Origin of the sequence: Marisediminicola senii, assembly GCF_011057645.1 — a bacterium.
Lineage (GTDB): Bacteria > Actinomycetota > Actinomycetes > Actinomycetales > Microbacteriaceae > Marisediminicola > Marisediminicola senii.
Genome location: NZ_JAALGE010000001.1, coordinates 157,491 through 172,458 on the forward strand (window position 1 = coordinate 157,491; position 14,968 = coordinate 172,458).

General features: G+C 69.1%; 12 protein-coding genes. 7 read left to right on the forward strand and 5 right to left on the reverse strand.

Annotated elements, in window-relative coordinates:
• Positions 1 to 31: 31 nt before the first annotated feature.
• From G5S38_RS00745 to G5S38_RS00755, 3 genes are all read right to left on the reverse strand, one after another.
• Positions 32 to 967: a threonine/serine dehydratase gene (locus tag G5S38_RS00745; protein WP_165063270.1), complete on the reverse strand. Its 936-nt coding sequence runs from the start codon at positions 965 to 967 to the stop codon at positions 32 to 34.
• Between the two features lie 94 nt (positions 968 to 1,061).
• Positions 1,062 to 1,826 carry an HpcH/HpaI aldolase family protein gene (locus G5S38_RS00750; protein WP_165063271.1) on the reverse strand — a complete coding sequence of 255 codons (765 nt, stop codon included), beginning with the start codon at positions 1,824 to 1,826 and terminating at the stop codon, positions 1,062 to 1,064.
• The gene (locus G5S38_RS00755) at positions 1,826 to 3,940 is read right to left on the reverse strand and encodes an APC family permease (RefSeq protein ID WP_165063510.1); all 2,115 of its coding nucleotides are present in this window, start codon (positions 3,938 to 3,940) and stop codon (positions 1,826 to 1,828) included. The genes G5S38_RS00750 and G5S38_RS00755 overlap by 1 nt, the downstream gene beginning before the upstream one ends.
• Before the next feature lie 188 nt (positions 3,941 to 4,128).
• Between G5S38_RS00755 and G5S38_RS00760 the strand changes: the two genes are divergently transcribed.
• The 6 genes from G5S38_RS00760 (at position 4,129) to G5S38_RS00785 (ending at position 11,333) form a co-directional block, all read left to right on the forward strand.
• Positions 4,129 to 5,208: a hypothetical protein gene (locus G5S38_RS00760; protein ID WP_165063272.1), complete on the forward strand. Its 1,080-nt coding sequence runs from the start codon at positions 4,129 to 4,131 to the stop codon at positions 5,206 to 5,208.
• A complete protein-coding gene (locus tag G5S38_RS00765) occupies positions 5,205 to 5,726 on the forward strand; it encodes a hypothetical protein (RefSeq protein ID WP_165063273.1) in 522 nt (173 codons plus the stop codon). Before G5S38_RS00760 ends, G5S38_RS00765 begins: the two co-directional genes overlap by 4 nt.
• Positions 5,727 to 5,787: 61 nt before the next feature.
• Positions 5,788 to 6,126 (forward strand): YciI family protein, encoded by a 339-nt coding sequence (locus G5S38_RS00770; protein ID WP_165063274.1) that lies wholly within the window; start codon positions 5,788 to 5,790, stop codon positions 6,124 to 6,126.
• A gap of 161 nt (positions 6,127 to 6,287) precedes the next feature.
• Positions 6,288 to 7,115: a MerR family transcriptional regulator gene (locus G5S38_RS00775; RefSeq protein ID WP_235928825.1), complete on the forward strand. Its 828-nt coding sequence runs from the start codon at positions 6,288 to 6,290 to the stop codon at positions 7,113 to 7,115.
• A gap of 164 nt (positions 7,116 to 7,279) precedes the next feature.
• The gene (locus tag G5S38_RS00780) at positions 7,280 to 10,426 is read left to right on the forward strand and encodes an efflux RND transporter permease subunit (protein ID WP_165063275.1); all 3,147 of its coding nucleotides are present in this window, start codon (positions 7,280 to 7,282) and stop codon (positions 10,424 to 10,426) included.
• A gap of 151 nt (positions 10,427 to 10,577) precedes the next feature.
• The gene (locus G5S38_RS00785) at positions 10,578 to 11,333 is read left to right on the forward strand and encodes a VanZ family protein (protein ID WP_165063276.1); all 756 of its coding nucleotides are present in this window, start codon (positions 10,578 to 10,580) and stop codon (positions 11,331 to 11,333) included.
• Between the two features lie 4 nt (positions 11,334 to 11,337).
• On the opposite strand, the gene G5S38_RS00790 is transcribed toward G5S38_RS00785, so the two are convergent.
• Positions 11,338 to 12,309 carry an alpha/beta hydrolase gene (locus G5S38_RS00790; protein WP_165063277.1) on the reverse strand — a complete coding sequence of 324 codons (972 nt, stop codon included), beginning with the start codon at positions 12,307 to 12,309 and terminating at the stop codon, positions 11,338 to 11,340.
• A gap of 76 nt (positions 12,310 to 12,385) precedes the next feature.
• Positions 12,386 to 13,156, reverse strand: a complete 771-nt coding sequence (locus G5S38_RS00795) for an SDR family NAD(P)-dependent oxidoreductase (protein ID WP_165063278.1) — start codon at positions 13,154 to 13,156, stop codon at positions 12,386 to 12,388.
• Positions 13,157 to 13,347: 191 nt separating this feature from the next.
• Between G5S38_RS00795 and G5S38_RS00800 the strand changes: the two genes are divergently transcribed.
• On the forward strand, positions 13,348 to 14,847 hold the full coding sequence (locus tag G5S38_RS00800) for a GntP family permease (protein ID WP_201276541.1): 1,500 nt from the start codon (positions 13,348 to 13,350) through the stop codon (positions 14,845 to 14,847).
• Positions 14,848 to 14,968 lie beyond the last annotated feature (121 nt).

Below are 14,968 nucleotides of genomic sequence, written 5' to 3' on the forward strand. Positions count from 1 at the left end.
CGCGAACACAACGAACCGTCCGCCCAGTGCGCTACAGGTCGGACGGGTCGGTGTTCGAGCCGCACAGCACGAGGGCGACGCGCTCGCCGGGCTGCGGAACGTACACGCCTGACAGCAGGGCGGCGATCGGGGTCGAAGCACCGTGCTCGAGCGCGATGCGCCAGTTCTCCCACGCCCAGCGGCGGGCGGCCACGATCTCGTCGTCGGAGACGAGCATGCCGAGCACGCCGGCGCGGGTGGCGACGGCGAACCCCGCCTCGCCGATGCGACGGGCGCCGAGGCTGTCGGCCGCGACACCCGACACCGCGACATCGGTGGGTGCCCCGCTCGCCAGCGCGGTGTGCAACGTCGGCGCGTTCTCGGGTTCGACGCCGACGACCCGCGCCCTACCCTCTACCGCCGCGGCGACGCCCGCCATCAGCCCGCCACCGCCGACCGCGACGAGAACGGTGTCGACGGCGCCGTCCGTCTGCTCCAACAACTCGAGCCCGAGCGTTCCCGCCCCGGCCACGATCTCGGGCTGGTCGTAGGCGTGGCAATACAGCGCGCCCGTCTCGGCCACGAATTCCATCGCCGCGAGGTACGCCTCCGCGTACTCCGACCCGCCGAGCACGACCGTCGCGCCGTACGAACGCAGTCGTTCGACCTTCACGCGCGGCGCGGCCTCCGGAACGAACACCGTCGCCGGCACTCCGAGCTCGCGCGCGGCGTAGCTGTTGGCGAGCCCCGCATTGCCGCCGGATGCCACGGCGATCCCCACCGCCGGATCGAGCAGCCCCGACTCCTGGGACGCCAGGATGCGGTTGAATGCCCCGCGCGCCTTGAACGTTCCGGTGTGCTGCACGAACTCCAGTTTCGCCCACACGTCGTCGTGCCCGGCGACGTCGAGCCGGGCAACCGGGGTGCGGCGAACGTGCTGTCGAATGCGTGCATGGGCCGACGAGACATCGGCGGTGGTCACGGTCACGGTTGCGTGCAGTCGGTCCGGTGCAGAGTAGTCACCGGCCACAGGATAGCCGCCATCGCGGTCGGTTTCAGGGGCATGGATGCTGCCCGCCGCGTCACCCCAGGCGCAGGCGCGCCTCGGACGCCGTGGCCGCAGCCGCCGTTCCCAGCAGGTCGGCGTCAGACCCCACCGCGATCACCGTGAACCCGATGGCGGCGAGTGCGACCGCGCGCTCCACCGACCCCGCGTACACGCCAGCGGCTATACCCGCCGCCTCGCAGGCGGCGACGATGCTCGGCAGGGGAGCGCTCGGCGACCTATCCCCGACCAACTCGTCCACGCCTATCCCCAGCGCGATGGAGAGGTCGAACGGGCCGACGAAGATGCCGTCGATCCCCTCGGTGGTCGCGATGGCGTCCACCTGCGCCACGGCGTCGGGTGTCTCGACCATTACGAGGCAGGTCACGGCGTCATTCGTCGCCGCGGTGTCGGTGGCACCCGCGGAGTACAGGGCGCGGGCCGGGCCCCAGCTTCGCTGGCCCTGCGGTGCATAGCGGCTCGCGCGGGCCGCCGCCGCGGCATCCATCGCCGACTGCACCATCGGAACGATCACCCCGGCCGCTCCGCTGTCGAGCGCCCGCCCGATGAGTTCTGGGCGGTTGGCCGCCACCCGCACCAGGGTGTTCGCCCCGGCCGCGGCGGCGACCCCGATCAGGTCGACCGAGCGATCGGGCGTTGCCGACCCGTGCTGCTCGTCGATGCAGATCCAGTCATAGCCGGCGGTGGCCAGGATGGCGGCGGAGAACGGATCGGTCATTGTCGACCACGCTCCGGTCAGCACGCGGGTTCCGTCGAGGATCTCGGATCGCAGGGTTGTCATCATCGCTCCGGGTTCGGAGGCGCAGGCGCGGATGCATCCGGGTGCACCACGCGACCACCCGAGACCTCGAGCCCCGGCACGGCGCGGTAGGCGGGCCGGCGCGGCTCGCCCCGTCTGTCGGCCCCCGGCAGCGGACGTGACGGCCGACGGTACAGCTTCTTCGACGAGTCCAGCAGCCACGGCACGAGGGCGATGGTGACGCCGTGCACGAGCATGAGCTTGTGACGGATGCGCCTGGCCTTGTGGTTGTGCAGCATGTGCTCCCACCACCGGCCGACGATGTACTGCGGCGTGTACACCGTGACGACCTCGGCGCCGTGCTCTGCGCGCCTGGCCTTGATGTACTGCACGAGCGGCGCGCTGATGTCGCGATACGGTGACGCGACGATGCGCAGTGGGATCTGGATGCCCATCTCGTCCCACTGACGGTCGAGCTTCTCCGATTCCGCATCGTCGACGTTGATGTGCACGGCCTCGATGGTCTCGTGGCGGGCGGCGACCGCATAGTCGAGCGCCTTGAGGGTGGGCTTCTGCATCTTGCCCACGAGCACGATCGCGTGGTCGCCGGTCGACCCGAACGTGGTCGAGTCGTCGACCGCGATGCCCTTCTCGACATCGCCGTAGTACCGGTTAACGCGCAGCATGAGCAGGTACAGCAGGGGCATGATCGCGAACACGAGCCAGGCCCCGTGGGTGAACTTGGTGACGGTGACGACGATGAGCACCACTCCGGTCATCGCGGCGCCGACGGCGTTGATGGCGCGGCTGCGCAGCACGACCCCGCGGTCGGCGCACCCGGCACGCAGCATCCGGGTCCAGTGCACCACCATGCCGCTCTGCCCCAGGGTGAAGCTCACGAAGACGCCGATGATGTACAGCTGGATCAGCTGCGTCAGGTTCGCGCGGTAGGCGATGAGCAGCACGATGGCGGCGAGCCCCAGCACGATGACGCCGTTCGAGTACACCAGGCGGTCGCCGCGGGTCGACAGTGACTTGGGTGCGTAGCCGTCGCGCGCCAGCACCGAGCCGAGCAGCGGAAAGCCATTGAACGCGGTGTTGGCGGCGAGCAGAAGTACCGCGGCGGTCGCGCCCTGGATGACGTAGAACATGATCGTGGTGTCGCCGCCGAAGATCGCGGCCGCTAGTTGCGCGATCACGCTGCGTTGCGGTGTCGTCTCGCAGTTCGCGAACCCGATGAGGGTGCACGGGTCTTCGGCGTAGTGCACCCGGCTGACCAGCGAGAGGGTGACGACCCCGATGAACAGCACGATGGCGATACCGCCCATCAGCACCAGGGTGGCCTGCGCGTTCCTGACCTTCGGGCGGCGGAATGCCGGCACGCCGTTCGCGATCGCCTCGACACCGGTCAGGGCGCTGCATCCACTCGCGAATGCGCGAAGCAGGAGGAGCACGAACGCCACCTGGCTGAGGTTCTCGCCCTCGACCTGGAACCCTGCGGACTCGGCAATCGGGGTGTCGCCCAGGGCGACCCGCACGAGTCCGGTGACGATCATCAGCAGCACGCTGGCGATGAAGAGGTAGGTGGGAAGCGCGAATGCCTTGCTCGACTCGGCGACACCGCGCAGGTTCACGGCCGCGAGGGCGATCACGAAGAACACCGCGATCTCGACGCGCGCCGGGTTCAGTTCGGGGAACGCCGAGATGATGTTGTCGACCCCGCTCGCGACCGACACCGTCACCGTCAGGATGTAGTCGACGAGCAGGGCGGATGCCACGACCAGCCCGGCGCGCTCGCCCAGGTTCTTGTGCGCGACCTCGTAGTCGCCGCCTCCCGACGGGTAGGCCTTGATGAGCTGCCGGTACGACGCCACGACGACCACGAGCAGCAGAACGACAGCCGCGGCGATCCACGGGGTGAAGCTGAGGAAGGCGAGGCCACCCAGGGTGAGGATAAGCAGAAGCTCCTGGGGCGCATACGCCACTGAGGAGAGAGGGTCACTCGCGAAGATCGGGAGTGCCAAATGCTTCGGGAGGAGCTGGCCCTCGAGCTTCTCTGAGGCCAGCGGTTCGCCGATCAGCCACCGCTTGGGCGACCGAACTACGTTCGTCACGAGGGGCGACACTACTCCCTTTTTCGAGCATCGTTTCACCATTTCCTCCGGCCCGATTCCGCGGTCGGTCACCCCCCTTTCGGGGCGACGCGCGCCTGTACGTGGACCGTGATGAAACCGTGTCGAACATGGGTCTATGAGTTTGATTCACGGGGTGTTAGCTTTCGGCCAGGACCGCGCGGCTTCCGCGGGTCCCGCCTCCCTTTCACCCCATTCGACAAAGGAAAACCATGTCTGCTCGGTCAGTGCTGCGGCGGTTCGCCGCGGCGACCACCGTCGCCGTTCTCGCCTTCGGCGGGGCGCTTCTCGCCTCAGGGCCCGCGTCTGCGGCGCCGGTCGCATCGACCGTCATCGCGCCACCGGAGGGGGAGAGTGCGGGGAGTGACGCTCCCGCTGTCGGGGAGGCCCCGGTTGCAGAAGTCCCCGTTGCAGATATCCCCGTTGCCGAGGAGGAGCCGCTGCAGAGCGCGCCTCCCGCACCGCCCGCACCTTCCGCCGCACCGGCGGCGAACCCGGCGGGCGCGGTCGTCATCACCTCGCCCGTCGACGGTGCCGTACTCGGCTCGCGCGGGATCCTCATCACCGGCACCGCCCCGCAGGGTTCGATCGTGCAGGTGACGGTCGATGGAACTCCGGTGGGATCGACGCGCGACGCCTTCGAGGGCAACTGGAGGCAGATCGTCGAGTTCGAGCTCGACGACCCCGACGGTGGAACCATCGTCGTGACGGGTACGGACCCGGCCGGCGCCACGCTCACCCCGGCGCAGATCACCATCACCGTGCCGCCGGTCGAGACTGCGCCCGTGGTCATCGCGCCATTCGCCGGCCAGGTCGTGCAGGGCAACACCGTCACGTTCTCGGGCACCGGCACGCCCAACGGGTTTGTTCTGCTGAGGTATGAGCCGGCAGACGAGGCTACCCGGCGGGCGTTCGATATTGCGCACCTCGCCGGTCAGGTCCCGTCCGAATATCCGATTCTGGTTGTCGGCTCCGACGGCACATGGGTCTGCGAGACCTTCGTGCCGTTCGGTTCCTACACGGTCACCGCGGTGCACATGGCGGAGAATGCGGACTACTTCGGACCGCAGGTGTCCCCCTTCTCGGAGGAGCGCCCATTCACCGTCGTACCCGTCGCCGCCGCGAAGCCCGCCACGCCCGGCACGCCGACCCTCGCGGCCACCGGTCCGGTCGTCGACGGCGGGCCCGAACTCGGCGCTGTCCTGCTGGTCGTCGGCGCAGCGCTTGTGCTGCAGGCGCGACGACCTCGTTCCGCGGTCGGCTCGGCGGCAGCATCCACGGTGATCTCATGACCGATCCTGCTGCCGCCCCCTACCGCAACGTGCAGGTCGGCCCACGCCCCCTGCCCGAGGGCACTCCCGTCTACACGCCGTGGATCTGGGCGATCACCCTGTCGCCACTGCTGACGCTCCTCGCCCTGCTGTTCTGGGACGTCGAGTCGTACATGTCGCAGGTGATGGGTGCCTCGACCGCACCTACCGTGACGCCCGGCTATCTCTTCGACCCCGGCTACCTGCTGCTGCAGGGCGTCGGCGTGGTCGTCTGGCTCGCCGGCGCGCTGTTCGCCTACCTCGACGGGAAAGAGCTGAAGCGCCGCGAGCTCGACCGCCCGTTCCACTGGGCCTGGGCATTCCTCGGCGGGCTCGTCTACGTGATCGGACGCTCGGTCATCGTGCGCCGGCGCTCCGGCCGCGGCATCGCCCCGATGTGGGTCGGGATCGCGCTCGCCGTGGCGTCGTTCGTCATCGCGACCTGGGTCTCGCTCGCCGCGCTGTCGAGCGCCTTCGAGAGCGCCACGTTCGGGCCGTAGCCGGCAGGATCCACGACACCCGGAGGTGCCCCGCCCGGCCGCGGCGGGGCACCATCGGGTCATGACGAAATACCTGATCTCTTTTCCCAGTGCCGCCATGGTCGTGGCGCCCGACGACATGCCCGCGGTGGTCGAGGAATCGCACGCCGTGATCGCCGACGCGAAGGCCGCCGGCGTGTACGTGTTCGGCGGCGGCATCGACGAGGGGGTCGCCCCGGTGCTGGTCGCCGCCGACGGGTCGGTGAGCGCGGGAACCTACCCGGGCAGTGTGCTGACGGGCGGTTTCGCCGTGCTCGAGCTGCCGACCCGGAATGACGCCGTCGAGTGGGCGGGGCGGATCGCCGCGGCGTGCCGCTGTCCGCAGGAGCTGCGCGAGTTCGGGTACGACCCGGAGAGCTGACCCGGGTTTGGTGGCGGTCGCCGCGGCATCCACCGATATTCGCGACCGCGCAGCCGCACTCCCGCGACAGGCGTCTTGACGTTGACGCGGCGTAAACCCCTACCGTGGGCTCAATACGAGATGAGCGCGGGGGCCGCCGAGAGGAGAAGAAGCGCATGAGCATGAGCACGAGAACGGCCGACACCATCGCCGCGAACCCGAGGACACTCGACTGGCCGATCTGGGATGTCGCCCGCATGACGGGCACGACGTCGCGAACGCTGCGCCACTACGGGGACATCGGCCTGCTGCGGCCGAGCCGCGTCGGCTCCAACGGCACCCGGTACTACGACGGCACCGCGCTCTCGCGGCTGCAGCGCATCCTGTTGCTGCGGCAGCTCGGCCTCGGGCTCCCCGCGATCGGCGAGGTGCTCGCGGGAACCGAGAGCCACGTCGCTGCGCTCGAGACGCACCTCGCGCTGCTGCGCTCGGAGCTTCACCGGCTGCACCGCCAGATCGGCGCGGTCGAGACGACCATCCTGAGGATCAAGAGAGGAGAACAGCTGATGGCAGAAGACATGTTCGACGGCTTCGACCACACCGTGCACAAGGACGAGGTGACCGAGCAATGGGGTGCCGACGCCTACGCGACCGGCGACCGCTGGTGGCGATCGATGTCGACCGGCGAGAAGGCCGCGTGGAAGGCGCGCCAGCAGGCACTCAGTTCAGCCTGGGTGGATGCCGCCTCCCGCGGCGTTTCGCCCGGCAGCGACGAGGCACAGCAGCTCGCGACGCGGCACGTCGAGTGGCTCGCGGCGGTGCCTGGCACCCCGCGCGACCACACCGGCGCACCGCCGGAGGGCTACCTGCTCGGGCTGGTCGGCATGTACGTCGACGACGAGCGGTTCGCGTCGCACTACGGAGGCCGCCGGGGTGCAGAGTTCGTGCGCGACGCTGTGACGGCGTGGGTCGAGCGCAACCGCCGTGGGGTGCACGCCCCGGTGCAGTAACCCTGGTGCAGTAACCCTGGTGCAGTAACGCTGGTGCGGTGAGCCCGATGCGGTGAGCCCCGCGCCCGTGCTCCCAGCGCGGGATGGGAGAATCACGCCAGGGCACGCGGGCGTGCTCGTCTGTGTGCGCCCACCGGGCGCCGTGTCGTCATCGGGGAGAGTCCGTGCATTTTCTGTCTGTGTTCAGCCTGCGCAACCGCGCACTGATCGCGCTGGTCACCATCGTGGCCGCCATCTTCGGGTCGCTCGCCCTCACGAACCTGCGACAGGAACTCATCCCGTCGGTGTCGTTCCCGCAGCTCGTCGTTGTCACCGCCTACCCCGGTGCATCGCCGGAGGTGGTCAACACCGACGTGAGCATTCCGATCGAGACGGCCATCCAGGGTGTGGCGGGCCTCGAGGCGACTACCGCGACCTCGAATGCGAACATCTCCACGGTGTCGGCCTCGTTCGCCTACGGCACCGACATCGTCATCGCCGAGCAGCGCGTGACACAGGCCATCAACCGCATCTCGTCGCAGCTGCCGGACAGCGTCGACCCGCAGGCGCTCAGCGGCAGCATCGACGACCTGCCCGTCATCCAGCTCGCCGTCACCAGCGACCTTCCCGGCCAGGAGCTCGCGAGCCTGCTCGAGTCGTCGACCATCAACGACATCCAGGGCATCGACGGCGTGCGCGAGGCCGACGTGCTGGGTGCGGCTACGCAACGCGTGACGATCACACCCGACGTCGCCGCCATCACGGCGGCCGGCGCATCCACCCAGGACATCCGCGACGCGCTCGACGCCAACGGCACCCTGCTGCCCGCGGGGTCGATCACCGAAGACGGCTCCACCCTGACCGTGCAGACCGGCACCAGGCTCGCCTCCGCCGACGAGCTCGGCGCGCTGCCCCTCGTCGGTGCGACGTCGGCGACCGGCGGCATCGTGACCATCGCAGATGTCGCGACCGTCGCCGTCGTCGACGACCCGGTGACCGGGATCTCACGGGTCAACGGCGAACCGTCGCTGACGATCGCGGTGACCAAGACCCCCGCCGGCAACACCGTGCAGGTGTCGGAGGCGGTCTCCGAACTCATTCCCGATCTCGAGCAGTCGCTCGGGAGCAACACCGTCTTCACCGTGGTCTTCGACCAGGCACCGTTCATCGAGCAGTCCATCGAGTCGCTGGCGACGGAAGGCGTGCTCGGCCTCGTCTTCGCGGTGATCGTGATCCTGGTCTTCTTGCTGTCGATCCGCTCGACCCTGGTCACCGCGATCTCGATCCCGACCTCGGTTCTCATCACCTTCATCGGCATGCAGGCATCCGGCTACACGCTGAACATCATCACCCTCGGCGCCCTCACCATCTCGATCGGCCGGGTGGTCGACGACTCGATCGTCGTCATCGAGAACATCAAGAGGCACCTGAGCCTCGGTGAGACGAAAATGCAGGCCATCACGACCGGCGTGAAGGAGGTCGCGTCGGCCATCACCGCGTCGACCGTCACCACCATCGCCGTATTCCTGCCGCTCGCCCTGGTCGGCGACATCACCGGCGAGCTGTTCCGCCCGTTCGCCCTCACGGTGAGCATCGCGCTCGCCGCATCGCTGTTCGTCTCGCTCACCATCGTGCCCGTGCTCGCCTACTGGCTGCTGCGCGCACCCAAGGTGCACAAGCACGTCGGGGAGAGTCACCCCGGCAGCAAGAGCCACCCCGGCAGCAATTCCGACCCCGAGCACGCCGAGGAGGTCACCCGACTGCAGCGCGGCTACCTGCCCGTCATCCGCTGGACCCTCGCCCGCCCCGTCGCGACACTGCTCATCGCCCTGCTCGTGCTGGGCGGAACGGCCGCACTCGCGCCGTTCCTCAAGACCAACTTCATCGGCGACAGCGGCCAGAACACCCTGACTGTCACGCAGACCCTGCCCGTCGGAACCAGCCTCGAAGAGCAGGATGCCGCGGCCAGCCAGGTCGAAGACGTGCTGCTCGACCTCGACGGCATCGACGTCGTGCAGCTCTCGCTCGGGCAGAGCAGCGGGCTGCTCTCGCAGTTCGGTGGGGGCGGCGACATCTCCTACTCGATCACGACCGATCCCGACGTCGACCAGGAGGCGCTGCAGGCCGACGTGCGCGACGCGATCTCCGAGGTCGAGGGTGCGGGCGACATCAGCCTGGCCGCCGCGGCGAGCGGCTTCGCGTCATCCGACATCGAGATCACCATCCAGGCCGCAGGTTCCGACGACCTCAACGCCGCAGCCGACGAGGTGCTCTCGGTCATGCGCGACCTCGACGTCACGGCCGAAGCGACCAGCGACCTCGCGGCCGCACAGCCGTTCATTTCCATCGACGTCGACCGCGCGGCCGCCGCGGAGGCCGGCCTGAGCGAGATCGCGGTCGGCGGCATCGTCGCCGAGGCGAAACTGCCCGCCGCCGTGGGCAGCGTCGTCATCGACGAATCCACCCTGTCGATCTACATCGACAACGAGGGCGCGCCGACGACCATCCAGGAGCTGCGCGACTTCACGATTCCCAGCGCGACGGGCCCGATCCCGCTCTCGCAGGTCGCGACGGTCGAGGAGATCGACGGACCCGCCAGCATCACGACCATCCAGGGCGTGCGCGCCGCGACGATCAGCATCACCCCGAACGGTGACGACGTGGGCGCGGCATCCACCGCCGTCACCGAGGCGCTCGACGGCATCGAGCTGCCGGCCAGCGCGAGCGCCGAGGTGGGTGGGGTCACGGCGGAGCAGGGCGACGCGTTCGAGCAGCTCGGACTCGCGCTGCTCGTCGCGATCCTGATCGTCTACGTCGTGATGGTCGCGACCTTCAAGTCGCTGCGCCAGCCGCTGCTGCTGCTCGTGTCGATCCCGTTCGCGGCGACCGGTGCGATCATCCTGCAGGTGGCGACGGGCATTCCGCTCGGGGTGCCGTCGATCATCGGCGTGATCATGCTGATCGGCATCGTGGTCACGAACGCGATCGTGCTCGTCGACCTGATCAACCAGTACCGCGAGCGGGGCATGAAGGCGGGCCAGGCCGTGATCGAGGGGTCGTCGCGTCGTCTGCGTCCGATTCTGATGACCTCGGCCGCGACGATCTTCGCGCTGCTGCCACTCGCGCTCGGCGTCACCGGCAGCGGCGGTTTCATCTCGCAGCCGCTCGCGATCATCGTCATCGGCGGCCTGGTGTCGTCGACCATCCTCACCCTGGTCGTGCTGCCCACCCTCTACTACCTGGTCGAGGGTGCCAAGGAGCGGCGCATGGACCGCCGTGCCGACGCGGCCGCCGCCGAGGCATCCGCAATCGACGCCCCCGCGACGTCATAGCCGCATTCGGGACGGCGGGATGGCCCGAACGGGGGCGTCCCGCCGTCCGATATTGCCTGCCCGGTCAACGGACGCCTGTCGTACACTTTTGACACATCTCCGGCGAGTCCCACCGCAGCTGCTCGCGCCGTCCTTTTCGAGAGCAGGCAGCATGGTGCACGCGTTTCGCGCAGTGTTCGGCGCATACGCGCTCGCGTGCCTGCTGGTGGTGCTCTGGCCCACGCCCGTCGACCGGCCGGCGGCTCGGCAGCTGGATGCGGTCATCGCGCTCGCTCAGCGGGTGGGGTTCGAGGTGGTGACCTATGCGCGCATCGAGGTCGCCGCGAACGTCGTGATGTTCGCGCTGCTCGCCGCATTCGCCGTGCTCGCGCTGCCCCGCCTGCGCTGGTGGATCGTGCCCGTGCTGTGCGCGGGGTTGTCGGGTTCCATCGAGCTCGTTCAGTTTCTGTTCATAGAAGCGAGGTTCGCTTCGGTAATGGATGTCGCGGCGAACGGCATCGGTGGCGCGCTGGGCACCGCGGTCGCGATCGTCGGCCGCCGAGGCATCGGCGGGCCGGGGGCGCCCGCCGCAGCATCCATCGACACAGCAGCCAGGCCAGCCGACACCGCGCCAGCCGACACCGCGCCAGCCGACACCAGGCCAGCCGAGACCGCGCCAGCCGCCCCCGGACCAATCCACCCAAGACCAGCCGAGACCGAGAGCGGGCGACCCGTGACCACCCAGATCTGCGCGCCCGTGCTCGCCTTCGGCGCGCTGCTCGCAGCCGTCACCCGTCGTCGGCTCGACCGCGCCCGCCGCTGCGCTCTGTGCGGCAGGCAGACCGGCACCCCTGTCGCCACCTACGGCAGCTACCGGTTCTGCTCTACCTCGCACGCGGGGGAGTGGCACCAGTACTCGGTGATGTGAGCGCTCAGGGGTTCTCGAGCACCAGGTTCTCGTGCAGGAACGCGATGATGCGCGACCGCAGGTCATCGTCGAGCATCGCGATCGAATGCATCGCGCCGTCCACCGTGATGTAGGTCGTCGGCACCCCGGCCTCCCGCAGCGCAGAGACCAGCGCGTCTGACTGCTCCTGCGGAATGATCTCGTTCGTCGAGTGCGCCACGAACACCGGCGGGTCGCTCGGGTCGACGAAGTACAGCGGCGATGCCGCTTCCGCCTGCGGGCAGTCGGCGTACGACGCGCAGCCGAGGTAGTCGAGTTGGATGCTCCGGAATCCGGGTTCCACGCCGCCGAGGGCGAAGCCGTTCGTTGTCAGGTCGACCGGTCCGCTCAGGTCGACCACGGCGGCGACCCGCGACCCGTCGGTCAGGTCTCCGGTGCCCTCGAGCCCGAGCAGCGCCGCGAGGTTGCCGCCGGCCGAACCTCCGAACGCCCCGATGCGGTCGGGGTCGATGTTGAAGCGTTCCGCCTGCTCGTCGTCGCGCAGCCAGCGCACTGCAGCACGCACGTCGTCGATCGCGGCCGGGAACGTGTTCTCCGGTGCGAGCCGGTAGTTCACCGACACTCCGACGAATCCCTCGGAGGCCAGCCATTCGCAGACGCTGCGCCAGTAGATGCCCGCCTTGTCGCCCTGGCGCCAGCTACCGCCGTGGATCGACATGACCACGGGGCGGGGAGCCGAGACGGCGGCGCTGGCAGTGCCGGAGACGGTCACCGGGTCGGTGTTCTCCGGGAGGCACACATCGAGCAGGGTGTCGTCGGCCGCCGACCCGAACGCGAGGTCCTCGACGACCGAGATACCCGTGTAGGTCTCGAGCACCGGAAGCGGCGTCGTCGAGGTGTCCTCGACCGTGGCATCCGGAGTATCGCCAACCGGGGCGCAGCCACCGAGCACGAGAAGTGCGCCGATCGCGAGCGCGAGAACCCGAGTGATTGCCATGGTGAATCCACCGTAGCGGCACCGTCGCGGGCCCGATGAACGGGGCAGGAGAGCTGCGGGCCCCCAGTAGACGGGGTCAGGAGACCTGCAGGCCCCCGTTGATGTCGTAGGTCGCGGCGGTGATGAAACCGGCATCCTCGCTGAGCAGGAACGTGATCAGTGCCGCGACGTCCGACGGCGTTCCGACCCGTCCGACCAGGATGTCGGCCGACATCTCGCTCTTGCGCTCGTCGCTGAGCGTGCCTCCCATGATGTCGGTGTCGATCGGTCCCGGCGCCACCGCGTTGACGGTGATGCCGTGTTCGCCCATCTCGCGGGCGAGTGCCCGGGTGAAGCCGATGATGCCGGCCTTCGATGCGCTGTAGGCGACCTTCGAGTAGGTGCCGCCGCCGCGCTGTGCGGAGATCGACGAGACGCTGACGATGCGCCCGAGCCGGCGTTCGATCATGCCGCGCAGCACGCGCTGCGACACGATGAACGTGCCGCGCATGTTGATGGCGAAGACGCGGTCCCACGCCTCGACGGTCTCCGACATGAACTCGGTGGGCGAGCTGATGCCCGCGAGGTTCGCGAGGCCGACGATGGGCGGCAGTTCGGCTTCCACGCGGGAGATGGCGGCGTCGACGGATGCCTCGTCCGAGACGTCCGCGCCGACGCCGAGTGCGCGCACGCCGCGCCGCGTGGCGATGTCTGCCGCGGCGTCGGCTGCGGCATCCGCATCGATATCGAGGATGGCGATGGACCAGCCCGCTGCCGCGAGGCGGTCGGCGGTGACTCGGCCGATTCCCCGCGCTGAGGCGGCTCCGGTGAGGACGACGGTGCGCTCGGTCGGGAAGTGGGTCAGCATGGGTCTCGTTCCTGTCAGGTGCCGGTGGCACCGCGGGCGGTTCCGGGTGCGCCCGCCGTGGGATGAGATCCGTCGCCATCGTGCGGGTCGCTGGCACCGATTATGCCAACCGGATTGCGATGCGCGAAACATTCGGACACAGTGGACTGCGTCGGGCACCGTCGCCCGGCAGTTGCTCCCGAGGGGGATCCGTGGACATCCAATTGCTTCTCGCGCTCGTTCTGGGAATCGCGACGATCGTCGTGCTCGTGCTGCGCACCCGCCTCGATGCCTTCGTCGCCCTGCTAATCGCCTCCCTGGTCACCGGGGCCGTCGCGGGCCAGTCCGCCCTCGGCATCGTCACGTCGATCACCACCGGGTTCGGCAACACGCTGGCCTCGATCGGCATCGTGATCGGGCTCGGCGTCGCGATCGGCAAGATCCTCGAGGTCTCCGGGGCAGCCACCGCACTGGCGAAGGCGTTCCTCAAGGTCTTCGGCAAGGGCCGCGAACCGTGGGCCATGGGCACCGTCGGGGCCCTGGTCTCCATCCCGGTGTTCTGCGACTCCGGCTACGTGATAATGAACCCGCTCGCCCGGTCGATCGCCCGCGTCAAGAGGGCTGGCTATGTCACCCTCGCCCTTGCGCTCGGTTGTGGCATGACCCTGACGCACCACCTCGTGCCGCCCACTCCCGGGCCGCTCGCAGTGGCGGGAATCCTCGGCGCCGATCTCGGTGCCCTCATCCTCACCGGGCTCGCGTTCACCGTGATCCTGCTGCCGATCGTCGTGCTCTACGCCCGCTGGATCGGCCCGAAGCTCGAGTCCTCGGTCTCCGAGGAGGTGCAGCGAGCCGTGTACGGAAAGGTGCGCACCGCCCGCAGCGGCGGCTCGGTCGACGGCAGCCGTTCTTCGGTGGCGGTCACCGAACGCACCACGACCGCCGATGACGACGACAACGACGACATAGCCGACCCGATCGTCGACCTCGGCACGCCGCCCGCCGGAGCGAAGCCGCACCGCGTCGGCGCGCTGCTCGGCTCGGTTCCCCTGGTGCTTCCGCTGCTGCTCATCGTGCTCAACACGGTCACCGGCGCCATCGACCAGAGCAACCAGGGCGTGATCGGCGGCGAATACACCCCGTCCGACTGGGTCGTACCGTTCGCCTTCCTCGGCAACCCCGTCGTCGCCCTCATCATCGGCGTTCTGCTCGCCGTCTACCTGCTGCTGCCGAGGTGGACTCCCCGCACCAAGGTGCAGGGCTGGTTCGCGGATGCCGCGGCATCCGCAGGCCTGATCCTGCTGATCACCGGGGCGGGCGGTGCCCTCGGGCAGGTACTGCGCGACTCGGGCGTCGGCGACGCGCTTGCCGAGGCCATCGCCGCGACGCCGCTTCCGGCATTCCTCGTGCCGTTCCTCGTCGCCACCCTCGTGCGCCTCGCCCAGGGCTCCGGAACCGTCGCAATGATCACGGCCGCATCGGTCACGGCCCCGCTGGTCACCACCCTCGGCATCGACCCGATCGTCGCGGCCATCGCCTGCACCGCTGGTTCGATGGTGTTCAGCTATTTTAACGACTCCTACTTCTGGGTCGTCACCCGCTTCACCGGGCTCAGCGGCACCGCCGCCCTCAAAGGCTGGTCGGGCATCACGACGGCGGTCTGGGCAGGGTCGATCCCGCTGCTGTTCCTCACCAACCTCATCCTCGGGTGATCCGGAATCACCGGCATTCCTCGCGAACTCGACGTATGTCGTGTAACGTAAGGCGGTCGGCTCTTGACACCGCGATCGTGCGGATGGGTTTGTAAGTCACTGTGGGCCGGTACCTCACCGA

What these genes read in the sequence shown, in the direction of transcription:
- G5S38_RS00795 (WP_165063278.1), bottom strand. Translation starts at nt 13,156, where the DNA reads ATGCTGACCCACTTCCCGACCGAGCGCACCGTCGTCCTCACCGGAGCC.
- G5S38_RS00750 (WP_165063271.1), bottom strand. Translation starts at nt 1,826, where the DNA reads ATGACAACCCTGCGATCCGAGATCCTCGACGGAACCCGCGTGCTGACC.
- G5S38_RS00775 (WP_235928825.1), top strand. Translation starts at nt 6,288, where the DNA reads ATGAGCACGAGAACGGCCGACACCATCGCCGCGAACCCGAGGACACTC.
- G5S38_RS00785 (WP_165063276.1), top strand. Translation starts at nt 10,578, where the DNA reads ATGGTGCACGCGTTTCGCGCAGTGTTCGGCGCATACGCGCTCGCGTGC.
- G5S38_RS00790 (WP_165063277.1), bottom strand. Translation starts at nt 12,309, where the DNA reads ATGGCAATCACTCGGGTTCTCGCGCTCGCGATCGGCGCACTTCTCGTG.
- G5S38_RS00770 (WP_165063274.1), top strand. Translation starts at nt 5,788, where the DNA reads ATGACGAAATACCTGATCTCTTTTCCCAGTGCCGCCATGGTCGTGGCG.
- G5S38_RS00755 (WP_165063510.1), bottom strand. Translation starts at nt 3,940, where the DNA reads ATGGTGAAACGATGCTCGAAAAAGGGAGTAGTGTCGCCCCTCGTGACG.
- G5S38_RS00760 (WP_165063272.1), top strand. Translation starts at nt 4,129, where the DNA reads ATGTCTGCTCGGTCAGTGCTGCGGCGGTTCGCCGCGGCGACCACCGTC.
- G5S38_RS00765 (WP_165063273.1), top strand. Translation starts at nt 5,205, where the DNA reads ATGACCGATCCTGCTGCCGCCCCCTACCGCAACGTGCAGGTCGGCCCA.